Annotated in this window: 21 protein-coding genes; all 21 read left to right on the forward strand. The window is 58.0% G+C overall.

Annotated features, from left to right (window positions below; all coding sequences use genetic code 11):
• Positions 1-6 precede the first annotated feature (6 nt).
• Entirely contained in the window at positions 7-561 is a 555-nt protein-coding gene (gene rplE / locus FDY95_RS17310) for a 50S ribosomal protein L5 (RefSeq protein ID WP_138079741.1), read from the forward strand.
• 3 nt (positions 562-564) lie between these two features.
• Entirely contained in the window at positions 565-834 is a 270-nt protein-coding gene (gene rpsN, locus FDY95_RS17315) for a 30S ribosomal protein S14 (RefSeq protein WP_111478205.1), read from the forward strand.
• Positions 835-945: 111 nt separating this feature from the next.
• Positions 946-1380, forward strand: a complete 435-nt coding sequence (locus FDY95_RS17320) for a hypothetical protein (protein WP_138079743.1) — start codon at positions 946-948, stop codon at positions 1378-1380.
• Between the two features lie 288 nt (positions 1381-1668).
• Positions 1669-2067 (forward strand): 30S ribosomal protein S8, encoded by a 399-nt coding sequence (rpsH, locus tag FDY95_RS17325; protein ID WP_059072181.1) that lies wholly within the window; start codon positions 1669-1671, stop codon positions 2065-2067.
• A 29-nt stretch (positions 2068-2096) separates the two neighbouring features.
• A complete protein-coding gene (gene rplF, locus FDY95_RS17330) occupies positions 2097-2651 on the forward strand; it encodes a 50S ribosomal protein L6 (RefSeq protein ID WP_078013184.1) in 555 nt (184 codons plus the stop codon).
• Between the two features lie 9 nt (positions 2652-2660).
• Entirely contained in the window at positions 2661-3008 is a 348-nt protein-coding gene (gene rplR, locus FDY95_RS17335) for a 50S ribosomal protein L18 (RefSeq protein WP_138079745.1), read from the forward strand.
• Positions 3009-3014: 6 nt separating this feature from the next.
• Complete coding sequence (gene rpsE, locus FDY95_RS17340; RefSeq protein ID WP_078013182.1) at positions 3015-3533, forward strand: 30S ribosomal protein S5; 519 nt, start codon at positions 3015-3017, stop codon at positions 3531-3533.
• Between the two features lie 6 nt (positions 3534-3539).
• The gene (gene rpmD, locus FDY95_RS17345) at positions 3540-3719 is read left to right on the forward strand and encodes a 50S ribosomal protein L30 (RefSeq protein ID WP_138079747.1); all 180 of its coding nucleotides are present in this window, start codon (positions 3540-3542) and stop codon (positions 3717-3719) included.
• A 13-nt stretch (positions 3720-3732) separates the two neighbouring features.
• Positions 3733-4179, forward strand: a complete 447-nt coding sequence (gene rplO, locus FDY95_RS17350; protein WP_111478208.1) for a 50S ribosomal protein L15 — start codon at positions 3733-3735, stop codon at positions 4177-4179.
• A gap of 16 nt (positions 4180-4195) precedes the next feature.
• Positions 4196-5509, forward strand: coding sequence for a preprotein translocase subunit SecY (gene secY, locus FDY95_RS17355; RefSeq protein WP_138079749.1), 1314 nt, complete (start codon positions 4196-4198; stop codon positions 5507-5509).
• 3 nt (positions 5510-5512) lie between these two features.
• A complete protein-coding gene (gene map, locus FDY95_RS17360; protein WP_138079751.1) occupies positions 5513-6319 on the forward strand; it encodes a type I methionyl aminopeptidase in 807 nt (268 codons plus the stop codon).
• A complete protein-coding gene (gene infA / locus FDY95_RS17365; RefSeq protein ID WP_078013177.1) occupies positions 6297-6515 on the forward strand; it encodes a translation initiation factor IF-1 in 219 nt (72 codons plus the stop codon). The genes map and infA overlap by 23 nt, the downstream gene beginning before the upstream one ends.
• Positions 6516-6525: 10 nt before the next feature.
• Positions 6526-6642, forward strand: a complete 117-nt coding sequence (gene ykgO / locus FDY95_RS17370) for a type B 50S ribosomal protein L36 (protein ID WP_034256541.1) — start codon at positions 6526-6528, stop codon at positions 6640-6642.
• Positions 6643-6663: 21 nt separating this feature from the next.
• Positions 6664-7041 carry a 30S ribosomal protein S13 gene (gene rpsM, locus FDY95_RS17375; RefSeq protein WP_126691125.1) on the forward strand — a complete coding sequence of 126 codons (378 nt, stop codon included), beginning with the start codon at positions 6664-6666 and terminating at the stop codon, positions 7039-7041.
• 81 nt (positions 7042-7122) lie between these two features.
• Positions 7123-7515, forward strand: coding sequence for a 30S ribosomal protein S11 (gene rpsK / locus FDY95_RS17380; RefSeq protein ID WP_138079753.1), 393 nt, complete (start codon positions 7123-7125; stop codon positions 7513-7515).
• A gap of 92 nt (positions 7516-7607) precedes the next feature.
• Positions 7608-8213, forward strand: coding sequence for a 30S ribosomal protein S4 (gene rpsD, locus FDY95_RS17385; protein ID WP_111478211.1), 606 nt, complete (start codon positions 7608-7610; stop codon positions 8211-8213).
• A gap of 102 nt (positions 8214-8315) precedes the next feature.
• A complete protein-coding gene (locus tag FDY95_RS17390) occupies positions 8316-9305 on the forward strand; it encodes a DNA-directed RNA polymerase subunit alpha (RefSeq protein WP_111478212.1) in 990 nt (329 codons plus the stop codon).
• 209 nt (positions 9306-9514) lie between these two features.
• The gene (gene rplQ, locus FDY95_RS17395; protein WP_138079755.1) at positions 9515-10084 is read left to right on the forward strand and encodes a 50S ribosomal protein L17; all 570 of its coding nucleotides are present in this window, start codon (positions 9515-9517) and stop codon (positions 10082-10084) included.
• Positions 10085-10737: 653 nt separating this feature from the next.
• Positions 10738-12009 (forward strand): phosphopyruvate hydratase, encoded by a 1272-nt coding sequence (gene eno, locus FDY95_RS17400; RefSeq protein WP_138079757.1) that lies wholly within the window; start codon positions 10738-10740, stop codon positions 12007-12009.
• A 221-nt stretch (positions 12010-12230) separates the two neighbouring features.
• Entirely contained in the window at positions 12231-12545 is a 315-nt protein-coding gene (locus FDY95_RS17405) for an FtsB family cell division protein (protein ID WP_111478215.1), read from the forward strand.
• Between the two features lie 256 nt (positions 12546-12801).
• Complete coding sequence (locus FDY95_RS17410) at positions 12802-16752, forward strand: CARDB domain-containing protein (RefSeq protein WP_171025729.1); 3951 nt, start codon at positions 12802-12804, stop codon at positions 16750-16752.
• Positions 16753-16785: the final 33 nt, after the last annotated feature.

Consider the following 16785-nt stretch of genomic DNA (forward strand, 5'->3'; position numbering starts at 1 on the left):
CCGACAATGGCTCGACTGAAAGAAATTTACGACAAGGAGATTCGCCAGCAGCTGCAGGAGAAATTCCAGTTCAAGAGCACCATGCAGGTGCCGCGCATTACCAAAATCTGCATCAACCGCGGTATTGGTAAGGCCGTAGCCGACAAGAAGCTTGTTGACAACGGCGTGGACGAACTGACCATCATCACCGGTCAGAAAGCCGTTCCGACCATCGCCAAGCGTTCGGTTTCGAACTTCAAGCTGCGCGAGGGCATGCCGATCGGCGCCCGCGTAACGCTGCGTGGCAACCAGATGTACGAGTTCCTGGACCGTCTGCTGACCGTGGCCCTGCCCCGCGTCCGCGACTTCAAAGGCATCAACGACAAAGGCTTCGACGGCCGTGGTAACTACACCCTCGGCATCAAGGAGCAAATCATCTTCCCGGAAATCTCCATTGACAAGATCAAGGAGATTGGCGGGATGGATATTACCTTCGTGACGACGGCTGAAAACGACGAGCAGAGCTACGAGCTGCTGCGCGCCTTCGGGATGCCGTTTGCTAACGCCAAGAAAAACAGCTAATCCATGGCTAAGGAATCCATCAAAGCAAGAGAGCGGAAGCGTGAAGCGCTGGTAGCTCGCTACGCCGAGAAGCGCAAGGCCCTGAAAGCCGCTGGCGACTTCGAAGGCCTCGACAAACTGCCCCGCAACGCGTCGCCCGTACGTCTGCACAACCGCTGCAAACTGACCGGCCGTCCGCGTGGCTACATGCGCAAGTTTGGCATCAGCCGCGTAACGTTCCGGGAAATGGCTTCGGCCGGCAAAATCCCCGGCGTAACGAAAGCCAGCTGGTAGTCCGCTACCGCCAGCAACGCTCAGCAAAACTGCTCAGCTGAAACTCTCCCGGGAGTTTTGGCTGAGCAGTTTTCTTTTTGTCATTTGGCTACGCCTTCGACTCTTCCTCCTATGTTTTACTCTTGCTCGCTCCATATTGCTCTGCTCTGCCTTTCTAGTAATTCTAATCAGTCCAGTTGGCGTATTGAAAATAATCTAAGCCTGGTAAACCCGAAGCCAAATATCAAGACCCAGCAGCTTGGAGTAATAAAAACGGCCAATGGGCAAGTAGCATTTTACGTTACAACCCAATTCGAAACGGTTCAGGCGGCGATTGTATTACATGGACATAGCTGGGTCTGCTTTTATGATGTCCAACGCAGGCTTGTAGCTAGATATGAAGTTGGTTCTCCTGATGAGCTTCCAATCAAGTTGGTCAGGAATACTCTGTATTTCTCTTACTATGATAAGAACAAGCTAAAAAAGACCTTTACTCAGAGTGTAAATGCGAAGCTACCGGATGCATTGTGCGTAGCTCCTGACGATTGTTATACCCGAAAGAAGTAGAATGTGGTTTGCTCGGTAGCTGCGAACAATCTATCAATTAAGCTACTGTGCCTATTGCTTTTGTGTTAAGCATTTACGTATCTTTGCACCCCAGAATGCTCTAGGGCAGTGGGGGACGCCCCACATACCATTTGGCAGGTTGCCACAAGAAACCATTGGCTGCGGCGGAAACGCTGTGGATGTCAAGTAGTCTTAACCGAGGATTTCGCCGTCATAGGAAGACTATGGCTGCGAAATTTTCCTACCTTTGCGGTTCCCTTAAAACGGGATGCCCTTCAAATCATCCAAATGAACACAGATCCGATTGCCGACTACCTGACCCGGGTGCGCAACGCCATCAAGGCCAACCACCGGGTAGTAGAAATTCCGGCTAACAAAATCAAAAAGGAAATCACGAAAGTGCTCTACGAGAAAGGGTACATTCAGAGCTACCGTTTTGATGACTCGGCAGTACAAGGCACGATCAAAATCGCGCTGAAGTACCACCCCGTGACCAAGAAGCCCGCCATCCAGAAGCTGCAGCGGATCAGCACCCCGGGCCTGCGTACGTACGCCCACGTTGAAAACCTGCCGCGCGTGCTGAGCGGTCTGGGCATTGCCATCCTGTCGACCTCGAAAGGGGTAATGACGGAGAAGGAAGCTCGCACCCAGAACGTAGGCGGCGAGGTGCTGTGCTACGTGTACTAAGCTCAACGCAGCAGTAAACTCCCGACAATATGTCCCGCATTGGTAAACTCCCGATCAGCCTGCCCTCGGGCGTGCAGGTATCGGTTGATAACGACAACACCATCACGGTTAAAGGCCCCAAAGGGGAACTGAAAACCGCTGTCGACCGCGACATCACGGTACGCTCCGAAGACAACACCGTAGTCGTAGAACGTCCTACCGAGCAAAAGCGCCACAAGGCCATGCACGGCCTCTACCGTTCGCTGCTCAACAACATGGTAACCGGTGTCAGCACCGGCTACACGCACCAGCTGGAACTGGTGGGCGTAGGTTTCAAGGCAACTGCTACCGGCTCGACGCTGGAGCTGGCCTTGGGCTACTCGCACAACATCTTCCTGGCGCTGCCGAAAGAAGTAACCGCTACGGCCGTTACCGAAAAAGGTAAGAACCCCATCATCACCCTGACCAGCATCGACAAGGAACTCATCGGCCAGGTGGCCGCTAAGATTCGTTCGCTGCGCAAGGTGGAGCCCTACAAAGGCAAAGGTGTGCGCTTCGTTGGTGAGCAGATTCGTCGTAAGGCTGGTAAGACTGCCTCGAAATAACCGAGCATCATGGCTTTTAATAAAACTGAGAGAAGACTCCGGATCAAGCGCCACATCCGCACGAAAGTGTCGGGTACCGCTGAGCGCCCCCGCCTGTCGGTGTTCCGCAGCAACAAGGGCATCTACGCCCAGATCATCGACGACACCGCTGGCCGCACGCTGGTAGCTGCTTCGTCGAAGAACGTAACGGTTGGCGACTCGCCGGTAGCTACTGCTGCCGCCGTAGGCAAAGAGCTGGCCTCGCGGGCAACGGCCGCTGGTATCACGACGGTTGTATTCGACCGTTCGGGCTACCTCTACCACGGTCGCGTTAAATCATTGGCAGAAGGTGCCCGCGAAGGCGGCCTGAATTTCTAAGCAGCTATGCGCGAGCAAAATAAACCCACGGCGAAGACCACCGAGTCGGACCTGAAGGAAAAAGTAGTTGCCATCAACCGCGTAGCGAAGGTGGTAAAAGGTGGTCGTCGCTTCAGCTTCTCGGCCATCGTAGTAGTAGGTGACGGCGCTGGCACCGTAGGCTACGGCCTGGGCAAAGCCAACGAAGTAACCGACGCCATTGCCAAAGCCATTGACGATGCCAAAAAGAACCTGGTGAAGGTGCCGCTGTACAAGCACACCGTTCCCCACGTGATGGAAGGCAAGTACTCGGGTGGCTTCGTGCTGGTGCAGCCGGCTGCTGCCGGTACCGGCGTAATTGCTGGTGGTGCCATGCGTGCCGTGTTCGAAAGCGCCGGCATCAAGGACGTACTGGCCAAGTCGAAAGGCTCCTCAAACCCCCACAACGTGGTGAAGGCTACCTTCGACGCCCTGAACAAGATGCGCGACCCGATGCAGATTGCACAGCAGCGCGGCATCTCCCTCGCCAAAGTATTTAACGGCTAAGCGACGATGGCACTGATTCAAATCAAGCAAGTGCGCAGCGTAATTGACCGCCCCGAGCGTCAGAAGCGCACGATGAAGGCCCTGGGCCTCACCAAAATCGGCGCAGTGAAGGAAGTGGAAAACACTCCTGCTATTGCCGGCATGGTAGCCAAGGTTGGCCACCTGGTAGAAGTAACCGAACTGTAGACCTCAGCTCATCATGAATCTCAGCAATCTTAAGCCCGCTGAAGGCTCGGTACGCAATAACAAGCGTCTGGGTCGTGGTGAAGGCTCGACCCGCGGCGGTACCTCGACGCGCGGCCACAAAGGCCAGAAGTCGCGTTCGGGTTACTCCAAGAAAATCGGCTTTGAAGGTGGCCAGATGCCCCTGCAGCGCCGCGTGCCGAAGTTCGGCTTCAAAAACATCAACCGTGTGGAGTACAAGGGTATCAACCTGGACGTACTGCAAGCCCTGAACGAGAAATCGGCGACGGGTACGATGGATGTGGCCTACTTCATCCAGCACGGTCTGGTGTCGAAAAACGCCAAGATCAAAGTTCTCGGCCGTGGCGAACTGACCGCCGCCGTGGAAGTACACGCCCACGCTTTCTCGCAATCGGCTATCGAAGCCATCGAGAAGGCGGGTGGCAAAGCAGTGACCCTGTAGTCAAAGCACGCCGGCGATGAACAAGTTTATCACGACGATTAAGAACATTTTTGCGATTGAGGATCTGCGTACGCGGATTCTCAATACGCTTTTTTTCATCGCCATTTACCGGCTGGGTTCTTACGTTGTGCTGCCGGGCGTCGATCCGTCCCGTCTCGACACCAAGTCGGGCGGGATTTTCGGCATCCTCGACACCTTGCTCGGCGGCGCGTTTAGCCACGCTTCCATCTTCGCGTTGGGCATCATGCCCTACATCTCGGCCTCTATCGTACTGCAGCTGCTGACCATCGCAGTGCCGTACTTCCAGAAGCTGCAGAAAGAAGGGGAGTCGGGACGTAAGAAGATCAACCAGTACACCCGTCTGCTCACCATTCCTATTGTAATGGCACAGTCGGTAGGCTTTATCGCCACGATTAACGCAGATGCGCTGGTTAACCCCGGCGTGTTCTTCACCGTCTCGACGATGATTATTCTCACGGCCGGTACGCTGTTCTGCATGTGGCTGGGCGAGAAAATCACCGATAAGGGCATCGGTAACGGTATCTCGATGATCATCATGATCGGTATCGTCTCGCGCTTTCCCGGCGCTATCATCGGGGAAGCCGCGGCGAAAGGGATGCGTGGTTCGCTGATCTTCCTGATCGAGCTGGCGGTGCTGTTCTTCGTGGTTATGGGCGTTATCATCCTGACGCAGGCTGTGCGCCAGATTCCAGTGCAGTACGCCAAGCAAGTCGGTGGCGTAAGCCAACTGAATGCCCAGCGTCAGTTTATCCCGCTGAAGGTGAATGCGGCCGGCGTTATGCCGATCATTTTCGCCCAGTCGCTGATGTTCGTACCGGCCATTGCCGCCTCGGCGTGGAAGGACAGCGACACGGCAACGTTCATCGGCCAGAAGTTTTCGGATTACACATCGTGGCAATACAACCTAGTGTTTGCGGTACTGATCATCCTGTTCACGTACTTCTACACCGCCATCAGCGTGAACCCGAAACAGATTGCCGATGACCTGAAGCGCAGCGGCGGTTTCGTGCCGGGCGTGAAGCCTGGTGATGCTACCTCGGAGTATATCGACGAGGTGCTGACCCACATTACCCTGCCCGGCGCAATTGCTTTGGCTTTGATTGCAATCTTTCCGGCCATTGCGTTGTTGTTTGGGGTCACTCGTCCGTTCTCAGCCTTCTACGGCGGCACGTCGCTCATCATTATGGTGGGCGTGGTACTCGATACCATGAATCAGATTGAAAGCTATCTGCTCATGCGCCACTACGATGGAATGATGAAAACGGGCAAGCTGAAAGGTCGGTCGCAAAACATTGCGCTGGCCTCCTAAGCCATGATCCTCTACAAGACCGAAGACGAAATTGAGTTGATCCGAGCCAGCGCTGATGTGCTGGCTCGTGCCCATGGGGAAGTTGCGGGCATGATCCGGGAAGGAATTACCACTGGCGAGCTGGATAAGCGCGCCGAGGAGTTTATCCGGGACCACGGCGGAGTACCTTCCTTTAAGGGCTACAACGGGTTCAAATACAGCCTGTGCATTTCGCCCAATGCGGTGGTAGTGCACGGGTTTCCCGGCAACCATGTATTGAAGAGCGGTGACATCGTTTCGGTAGACGCGGGCGTGAAGCTCAACGGCTACCACAGCGACAGCGCCTATACCTACCCGGTAGGGGAGGTGAAACCGGAAATCCTGGCCTTGCTCGAAGCCACCAAGCAGTCCTTGTACGAGGGCATCGAGCAGGCCGTAGCTGGCAACCGCATGGGTGACGTCGGCTACGCCATTCAGAACTACGTGGAAAAACGTGGGTATTCGGTGGTTCGGGAACTTGTTGGGCACGGCATCGGTAAGAGCCTGCACGAAAAGCCCGAAGTGCCGAACTACGGCAAGCGTGGCTCGGGCCTGAAACTGCAGAGCGGCTTGGTTATGGCCATCGAACCGATGGTGAACCTTGGCACCAAAGCCGTAGTGCAGGAACAGGACGGCTGGACCATCCGAACCAAAGACCGACAGCCCTCGGCGCATTTCGAGCACACCGTAGTGGTTCGTCAACACAAAGCGGAGATACTAACCTCTTTCGCCCACATAGAAAAAGCGTTACAGCAGACCTCGCAGCCTTATGGCCAAACAGTCATCGATTGAGCAGGACGGAACCATCCTGGAAGCCTTGTCTAATGCCATGTTCCGGGTGGAACTGGAAAACGGGCACCAGCTGATTGCGCACATCTCCGGAAAGATGCGCATGCACTACATCAAGATTCTGCCCGGCGATAAGGTGAAGCTCGAAATGTCGCCCTACGACCTGTCGAAGGGGCGAATCGTTTACCGTTACAAATAACCCCCCGGACATGAAAGTCAAAGCCTCGGTCAAGAAGCGCAGCGCCGACTGCAAAGTGATCCGCCGTAAAGGGAAGCTTTACGTGATCAACAAGAAGAACCCGCGCTACAAGCAGCGTCAGGGCTAATCAACAAGCAATAGGAAGAACATGGCACGTATTGCAGGGGTAGACATCCCGGACAAAAAGCGCGGCGAAATCGCCCTCACCTACATCTTCGGCATCGGTCGTTCGTCGGCCCAGGCTATCCTCACCAAGGCAGGCGTCGACCTGAACAAGAAGGTGAGCGAGTGGACGGAAGCCGAGTCGGGTGAAATCCGTAGCATCATTGCTTCGGAATACAAAACCGAAGGTGTGCTGCGCTCGGAAGTTCAGCTCAACATCAAGCGTCTGATGGACATCGGTTGCTACCGCGGCCTCCGTCACCGCAAAGGGCTGCCGGTTCGGGGTCAGCGCACCAAGAACAACTCGCGCACCCGCAAAGGCAAACGGAAGACCGTTGCCGGCAAAAAGAAGGCTACGAAATAATTCATAGCGGGAATCGGCGGCGGGCCTTCATGACTTTCCAACTGCCGCCAACACCTCTCGCTCGTTTTCTGCGAAAACCAAATGGCACAAAAGAGAAAAGACAAAGCCAAGAAGCGCATTGTGCAGGTGGAAGCCACCGGCCAGGTGCACATCAAGGCTTCGTTCAACAACATCATCATCTCGGTCACCAACAACAACGGCCAGGTGATTTCGTGGGCTTCGGCCGGCAAGATGGGCTTCCGTGGTTCCAAAAAGAACACGCCCTACGCCGCGCAAACCGCAGCTCAAGATTGCGGCAAAGTGGCTTACGACCTGGGCATGCGCAAGTGCGAAGTGTTCGTGAAAGGTCCGGGCGCTGGCCGCGAGTCGGCTATCCGTGCGTTCCAAAATATGGGCATTGAGGTGCAGACCATCCGCGACGTGACGCCGCTGCCGCACAACGGCTGCCGTCCGCCCAAACGTCGCCGCGTCTGAGTAACGGCAGACGCGTGGCCGCTACCGCCCCGTGAGGGAGCTATGGTGGTCAGGCAGTTTTCTTTTCTTCCCAGAAAAATCACCTCTCAAGAATGGCACGTTATACCGGCCCTAAAACCAAGATTGCCCGTCGCTTCGGGGAAGCCATTTTCGGCCCGAGCAAGGCACTCACCAAGAAAGCATATCCTCCGGGCCAGCACGGCCGCGGCCGCCGCAAGAAGCAGTCGGAATACGCCGTGCAGCTGATGGAGAAGCAAAAAGTGAAGTACCTCTACGGGGTACTGGAAAAGCAGTTCGCTAACCTCTTCGACAAAGCCGCCCGCGTACCCGGTATCACCGGCGAAAACCTGCTGGCTTTCCTGGAGACGCGTTTGGACAACGTGGTATACCGTCTGGGCATTGCCCCGACGCGCCGCGCTGCCCGTCAGCTGGTTTCGCACAAGCATATCACGGTAAACGGCGAGGTAGTAAACATCCCGTCGTACCACGTGAAGCCCGGCACCATCGTAGCCGTGCGCGAAAAGTCGAAGTCGCTGGAAGCCATCGTGAACAGCCTGTCGGTGCGCAACGCCCGTCAGTTCGGCTGGCTCGAATGGGACGGCAAAGAGCTGGCCGGCAAGGTCATCTCGACGCCGCAGCGCGACCAGATTCCCGAGAAAATCGAGGAGCAGCTGATCGTCGAACTGTATTCGAAGTAAGCCTGATAGCAGAGCCGGCCGCTGCCTGGAATACCCATTCCGGCAGCGGCCGGCTCCTGCATTGGTTTCTTCCTTCCTTCAACATCCCTTACATCCGCATCTATGTCAATTCTCGCTTTTCAAATGCCGGAGAAGGTCGTAATGGAGAAATCCGACGACTTCTACGGAACGTTTGAGTTTAAACCGCTGGAGAAGGGTTACGGCGTGACGATCGGCAACGCGCTGCGGCGCATCCTGCTGTCGTCGCTCGAGGGGTACGCAATTACCTCGGTCCGCACGAGCAACGTGCTGCACGAGTTCCAGACCATCGAAGGCGTTATCGAGGACATGTCGGAAATCATCCTGAACCTGAAGCAAGTTCGGTTCAAGAAGATCAACGACGTTATCGAAGACAAAATCACGGTGCGCATCAGCGGCCAAGAGTCCTTCACGGCCGGCGACATCAACAAGTTCACCAACGGCTTCCAGGTGCTGAACCCGGACCTGGTGATTTGCAACATCGACCCGAGCACCTCGCTGGAGTTCGAATTCACGGTTCAGAAGGGCCGTGGCTACGTGCCCGCCGAGGAAAACAAGCCGGCTGACCAAGTATTCGGTCAGATTGCCATCGACGCCATCTTCACGCCCATCAAGAACGTGAAGTACAGCATCGAAAATACCCGCGTGGAGCAGAAGACCGACTACGAGCGGTTGTTGCTGGAAATCCACACGGACGGCTCGATTCACCCCGAAGATGCGCTGAAAGGCGCCGCCAACATCCTGATCCAACACTTCATGTTGTTCTCGGACAACACGATGACCTTCGAAACGGCCAAGGCCGAAGAGGAGACCAGCGTGGACGAAGAGACGCTGCACATGCGCAAGGTCCTCAAAACCCCGCTGCAGGACATGGACCTGTCGGTTCGCGCCTACAACTGCCTCAAGGCCGCCGATATCAAGACCCTCGGCGACCTGGTGCAGCTGGATCTGGCCGACATGATGAAGTTCCGCAACTTCGGCAAGAAGTCGCTGACCGAGCTGGAAAACCTCGTTGAGGAAAAAGGCTTGCACTTCGGCATGGACGTGGCCAAGTTCCGTCTGGAAGAAGACTAATTCTGTAATGTGCGGAATGCGGGTGAATGTGGGTAATGTGAAAATGCCGTTTTGACGGCTTCGCACGACCCGGTTCATTCTTCTGCATTCCGCACATTAATCACATTTCCCACATTCAACTAGGTGTGCCCTCCGGGGCGGCGGTTCTAATGAGGTTTCGGCCCGCCGTGGTCGTCGTCCGCAAGCACACCACTAACTTTTCTTGACCAATGCGTCACGGTAAAAAAGACAACCACCTGGGCCGGACTACCGCCCACCGCAGCGCCATGCTGTCGAACCTCGCCATCTCGCTGATCCTGCACAAGCGGATTACGACGACCACGGCTAAGGCCAAGGAGCTGCGCAAGTACGTAGAGCCGATTCTGACCCGCTCGAAGGACGACACGACGCACTCGCGCCGCATCGTATTTGCTGAGCTGCAGAACAAAGAAGCCATCAAGGAGCTGTACGGCGAAGTAGCTGGCAAAATTGCCGGCCGTCCGGGCGGTTACACCCGCATCATCAAGCTGAGCGCCGGCCGTGCCGGTGACAACGCTGATATGTGCGTAATCGAGCTGGTGGACTACAACGAAGCTATGCTGGAAGCCAAATCGGCTGGCGAGGCTAAGGCTACGACCCGTCGTTCGCGCCGCGGTGGTAAGAAAGCTGAAGGTGCCGCTCCGGCTGCTCCCGCTGCTTCGACCACGCAGGTAGAAACCTCGGCTCCGGCTGATACCGCTACCGAAACGCTGAAAGAAGGCGAAACCCGCGAAGACAAGACCGAAGAGTCGGCTTCGTAATTCGCCGCGCTGACAGCGCTTAGAATTGAAAGGGACGGTTCCTGCGGGAGCCGTCCCTTTTTTGTGACCTCACCCCCCGGCCCGCTCTCCTTAGATTCCGCGAATAAAGCGGCGGAAGGGGGAGCCACGGCGGCGCAGATAGGGTGCGTTTTGATATTGAATTGGGTCACCGGAAGTCCGATAGCCTGGAAACCATTGTTGGGAAGCTACCGGACTTCCGGTGGAGGCAGCTGCACCTGTATTCGAGCCTACCGGAAGTCCGGTAGCAGTTTTGTACATGTTTTTTGGGCTACCGGAGGTCCGGTAGCGCAGAAATCAATGTAAGATGATCTACCGGACTTCCGGTAGGGCGGAAACCATTGGTGGAGAGCTACCGGACCTCCGAATAAGCCAGAAACTGGGACAGCGTAGCTACCGGACTTTCCAGACGGTACTAAATCGTGGTGGGAGGAGCGCCGGAAAAGTCAGGTGGTGTCAGGGACAAGAAGGTGGTAGGGCATTCTTGGTCTGCGCAAACGGTTGATTTGGCCTGTCACCTAGGCGAATCCCCGGCACTTGTGTTTCTTTGCCATCGGGCCCGTGTGGGATGGGCCTTGCTGACTGATTCCCCATGGGCTGGTCAGGCCCGCAATTCACTTTTTCATTCTCCGATTATGAGCATCATCGCCGCCATCAATGCCCGGCAAATTTTTGACTCGCGCGGTAACCCGACCGTGGAAGTAGACGTGACCACCGACAACGGGGTGGTGGGCCGCGCCGCCGTGCCCTCGGGCGCCTCGACCGGGAAGCACGAAGCCGTGGAGCTGCGCGACGACGACAAGTCGAAATACATGGGCAAGGGCGTGCTGACGGCCGTGGACAACGTCAACAGCAAGATTGCCGAAGAGCTGGTGGGCTTCTCGGTGTTTGAGCAGGCGCTGCTGGACCGCATCATGCTGGAGCTGGACGGTACGCCGAACAAGGCCAACCTGGGCGCCAACGCCATCCTGGGCGTGTCGCTGGCGGCGGCCCGGGCCGCGGCGCAGGAAGCGGGCATGCCGCTGTACCGCTACGTGGGCGGGGTGGGCGCCAACACGCTGCCGGTGCCGATGATGAACATCCTGAACGGCGGCTCGCACGCCGACAACTCGATTGACTTCCAGGAGTTCATGATCATGCCGGTGGGCGCCAAGTCGTTCACCGAGGCTATGCGCTGGGGCTCGGAAATCTTCCACCATCTGAAGAACGTGCTCAAGAAGAAAGGCCTGAGCACCAACGTAGGCGACGAAGGCGGGTTTGCACCGAACATCGAGTCGAACGAGGCGGCCATCGAAGTGGTGCTGCAGGCCATCGAAACGGCCGGCTACAAGCCGGGCGACGACGTGATGATTGCGCTGGACGCGGCCGCTTCGGAGTTCTACTCGGATGGGCACTACCACTTCAAGAAGAGCTCGGGCGACAAGCTGACCTCCTCGGAAATGGCGAACTACTGGGCTGATTGGACCCGCAAGTACCCCATCATCAGCATCGAGGACGGCCTGGACGAGGACGACTGGAGCGGCTGGAAGCAGCTGACCGACGCCGTGGGCGACAAAGTGCAGCTGGTGGGCGACGACCTGTTCGTGACCAATGTGAAGCGCCTGCAGGAAGGCATCGACAAGGGCGTGGCCAACGCCATTCTGATCAAGGTGAACCAGATCGGCTCGTTGTCGGAAACCATCGACGCGGTGAACCTGGGCCGCCGCTTTAAGTACAAGAGCATCATGTCGCACCGCTCGGGTGAGACGGAGGACAGCACCATCGCCGACCTGGCCGTGGCCCTGAACACCGGCCAGATCAAGACCGGCTCGATGTCGCGCTCGGACCGCATGGCCAAGTACAACCAGCTGCTCCGTATCGAGGAGGAGTTGGGCGAGGTGGCCTACTTCCCCGGCCGCAACATGTAATCAAGGATTTCGGCGGATTTCTGGCTCCGCCGACCTTCGGTTCGGATTGCACGTGTAGATGATCAAAAAGGTCGGGGCTTCGTGTCCCGGCCTTTTTGTTTTGTGACCTGAACCCGCAAACAGCCCGGTAACGATGTCAACTGCTTGCGGTTGTCCGGGCAATCGTCCACGAAATCCGTGCAATCCGGAAAATCCGCCGGAATCCGTGATTATCTTTGGCTATGCGTTTTTCTGACGTGCTGGGGCGCGTACCACGTTTGCTGCGCAACTTTTACCTGCTCACCGGGCTGGCGTTTTTGGTGTGGATGCTGCTGTTTGACTCGAACGACCTGCTGAAGCAGTACGAGATGCTCGATAAGTACCGCGAGTTGCAGGAGCAGAAGCAGTACTATACCGGCAAAATAGAGGAGGTAAAACAGGATCGGGCCGAGCTGTTGAGCAGTCCGGAGATGCTGGAAAAGTTTGCCCGCGAGAAATACGTGATGAAGCGGCCGGGGGAGGACGTGTTCTTGCTGGTGCCGGAGGAGAAGGAATAGCGCGGCTGTAGCGCAAGGCTGGTTATCAGCTCATTCGGCTGATGCTTGTACAAAGGGCAGGTGAATTATGACGCCTCATTGCGCAACGCGTGATGATTGGGTGTTTATTGTAATATTTTGTGGGTGGGCTAAAACTCTGAGTGATTTTTCGCCTTAACTTTCGGAGTTCATTCTAACCAACAAATCATTTTTGGATATGGAGAAGCCCTACTTTTCGAGGTACGGTAACAAGCTCCGGCTGTTAACATGGCTGGTAATGAGCTGGTTGGGCCTACAGCAGGCCGCCGCTCAAACGTACACCATGCCGGTAACCGGCAGCAACACCATCACCACCTGCGCGGGAACCCTGTATGACAACGGCGGAGCCAATGGCCCCTACGTCGGTAACACCGGCTCCCTGACCATCATGCCGGCTACCACCGGCAACAAGGTGCAGCTCACGTTTTCGTCGGTATCGATTGATTACTACGATTACCTGACCATCTACGACGGCACCAGCACGTCGGCCCCGATTATCGGCACGTACTACGGCACTGCCAACATCGGAACGGTGTATGGTACGTCGACCAGCGGGGCCATCACGCTGCGCCTGACCGGCACCAACTACTACGGCTACACTGGTTTTGCGGCCAGCATTGCCTGCGTAACCAGCGTGCCGCAGCCTGACCTGGCCGTGCAGGGCGCTTCCGCTTACCCGCTGTCGGCGGTGGCGGGCAGCTACCTCTCGCTGAGCTGCAGCATCTACAACCTCTCGGGCACTACGGCCACGAGCAGCAACGTGGGCTACTACCTCTCGACGGACAACACGCTGAGTTCTTCGGACCAACTGCTGGGCTACTCCACGGGCTACGCGCTGGCCGTGGGCGGATCGTCGTCGCGGAGCGCTTCGGTGCAGATTCCGACGACGGTGGCGCCCGGTTCGTACTACCTGCTGTTTGCGGGCGACTACGATAACCTCGTCAACGAAAGCAACGAGAACAACAACGTCGCCAGCGTGTCATTCACGGTCAGCTCGCCGACCTACGACCTGGTGATTCAGACGCCGAGCGTGACGCCGACCTCGGTGGCGCAGGGCGGTACGCTCTCGCTTTCGTGCTACATCAGCAACCTGGGCAACGCCACGACGACCTCGAGCAGCGTGGGCTACTATCTCTCGAGCAACACTACGCTGGACGCTTCGGACGTGCTGCTGACCTCGACCTACGGCGGCTCATTGGCTCCTTCGTCGTTTGGCACCAGCCGCTACGGCTACACCAACATCCCGACGACGACGCCGACGGGCAGCTACTACGTGCTGTTCGTGGCCGACTACCAAGGGCTGGTTTCGGAAAGCAACGAAACCAACAACGTCGCCTCGGTGGCCATTACGGTGTCGCCGCCCGGCGTTGACCTGCAGATTCAGCAGGCCCAGTTGGGCAGCACTTCGGTGCTGGCCGGCTCGAGCATCTACGCCTCGGGCTACCTCTATAATACTGGCAACACCAACGCCGGCGCTCATCGGGTGGGTTACTACCTGTCGAGCAACACCACCTTCGACGCCTCGGACGTGCTGCTCTCGAGCGGCAGCGTAACCAGCCTGACGGCCGGTCAGTACCTCTCGCTGTACCCGACGCTGACCATTCCGTCGTCGACTACCACCGGCAGCTACTACGTGCTGTTCGTGGCCGACGACCAGGCCCAGGTGACGGAAACCAACGAAACCAACAACGTGGCCAGCGTGGCCCTGACGGTGACGCAGCCGAACGTGGACCTGCAGATTCAGCAGGCTACGCTGACGCCCACGACGACCACGGCCGGGGGCAGCGTGTACGCCAGCTGCAACATCTACAACGCCGGTACCACCTACGCCTCCTCGTCGTACGTGGGCTACTACCTCTCGACCAACACCACGCTGGACGCTTCGGATACCTATCTGAACTACGCGTACGGCAGCTCCCTGTCGGGTGGCTACAGCTCGTCGCGGGCAATGTCGCTGACGATTCCGTCGTCGACGGCTACCGGCAGCTACTACATCCTGTTCGTGGCCGATTACCAGGGCCAGGAGGCGGAGACCAACGAAACCAACAACGTGGCCAGTGTGGCCCTGACGGTGACGGCTCCGAACGTGGACCTGGTCATTCAGCAAGCGACGCTGACGCCCACGACAACCTCCGCCGGGGGCAGCGTGTATGCCTCCAGCAGCATCTATAACCAGGGCACCACCCAGGCGCTGTACAGCCCCGTGGGCTACTACCTCTCGACCAACACCACGCTGGACGCTGCGGATACTTACTTGAGCTCCTCGTACGGCAGCACGCTGTCGGGCGGTTTCAGCTCGTCGCGCACGGCTACGCTCTACATTCCGACCGGTACCGCGGCGGGCAGCTACTACGTGCTGTTCGTGGCCGACTATCAGGCGCAGGTGACGGAAACCAACGAAAACAACAACGTGAGCAGTGTGGCGCTGACGGTACTGCCGCCCAGCCCCGACCTGACCGTGAACAGCTTCTACCCGGCTTCGTACTACCTGAACTCCGGCTCCAGCACTGCCGTGTCGGGCTACGTGTACAACCAGGGACAGGCCTCGGCCACGTCGAGCAACGCTGGTTTCTACCTCTCGACGGATGCCTCCTTCAGCACCAACGACGTGCTGCTGGCCAGCAGCACCGGCGGCGCGCTGAGCGCCGGCGCGTCGAGCTACCGTACGTCGACCGTGACGATTCCGGCCGCCACGGCCACCGGTACGTACTACCTGCTGTTTGTGGCCGACGACCAGGCCCAGGTGACGGAAAGCAACGAAACCAACAACGTGGCTTACTACTCGGTCTACGTGACGAACGTCGCGCCGATCAACGGTACCCTGGTTCCGTACTCGGGCTCGGCCAGCATTACCAGCTGCAGCACCAACATTTACGACAACGGGGGCAACGGCCTCTACTCCAACTATTCGGACGGCTCGCTGACGGTTAACCCCGGCACGACCGGTAGCAAGGTGCGCCTCACGTTCAGCACGTTTAGCGTTGAAACCTGCTGCGACTACCTCATGATCTACGATGGCACGAGCACCAACTCGCCGTTGCTAGGTACTTACAGCTACAACCCGGGCGTGGTAACGGCGTCGAGCACCAATTCGAGCGGTGCGCTGACCGTACGCTTTGTTTCCAACAGCAGCGGCACTTACGCGGGTTTCGAAGCCGCCGTATCGTGCGTGACGACCGTGCCGGCCGACCTGACGCTGACGCAGGTAACTGCTACACCCACGACCGTTATGGCCGGTGGCACCACTACCGTGAGCCTGAGCGTGAACAACGTGGGCGCCGGCGCGGCTGCTTCGACGCCGGTGGCCTACTACCTCTCGGCCGACAATACGCTGGATGCCGCTGACCGTCTGCTGGCCAACGTGACCGGCGCGGGCCTGAACGCCAACACCAGCGTGACGCGCAGCAACGTGGTGACGATTCCGTCGACTACCACGGCCGGCAGCTACTACCTGATCTGCGCTGCTGACGCCAACAACGTGGTGACGGAAAGCAACGAGAACAACAACGTGGCTACGGGCGTCGCCATCACCGTGACGGCCGTTACCGCCGACCTGGCGGTCAGCTCGCCGACGCTGACGCCGACCACGGTAATGGCCGGCAACAACGTGACGGCAACCTGCTTCTACGAAAATGCCGGTATGGTAAGCTCCAGCGCCCATACGCTTGGTTTCTACCTCTCGACCGACGCTACCTTCAGCACCAACGACGTACTGCTGCACAGCATCAGCATTCCTTCGATGGCAGCCGGCAGCGGCCTGACGCGCGTAGGCACCTTTGCCATTCCGGCCGCCACGGCCGCTGGCAACTACTACCTGCTCTACGTGGCCGACGCGCAAGGGCAGATTACCGAAGGCAACGAAGTCAACAACATCGCCAGCCAGGCCCTGACCGTGACCGTCAACACGGCCGCACGGGAGCAGTCGGCGGGCTTTGCCATCACCCTGCACCCCAATCCCACCGCCACGGGCCAGCCCTTCCTGGTGGAGTTTGCGGGCAACGGCACGGCCCCGGCGGCCAACCTGGCGCTGTACAACAGCCTCGGTCAGCTGGTGAGCGAGCAGCGGGCTACGCTGCGCGGCAGTGCGGCTCCGGTGAGTGTTTCGACGGCGGGCCTGGCCCGTGGCGTGTACACCCTGCGCATCACCGGCGAGAAGCTGAACGCCACGCGTCAGGTTATCGTCGACTAACGGCGGGCAAACTATCCGCTAACATCGGCGGCA

The sequence above is a fragment of the Hymenobacter jeollabukensis genome (assembly GCF_005771675.1).
GTDB classification, from domain to species: Bacteria; Bacteroidota; Bacteroidia; order Cytophagales; family Hymenobacteraceae; genus Solirubrum; species Solirubrum jeollabukense.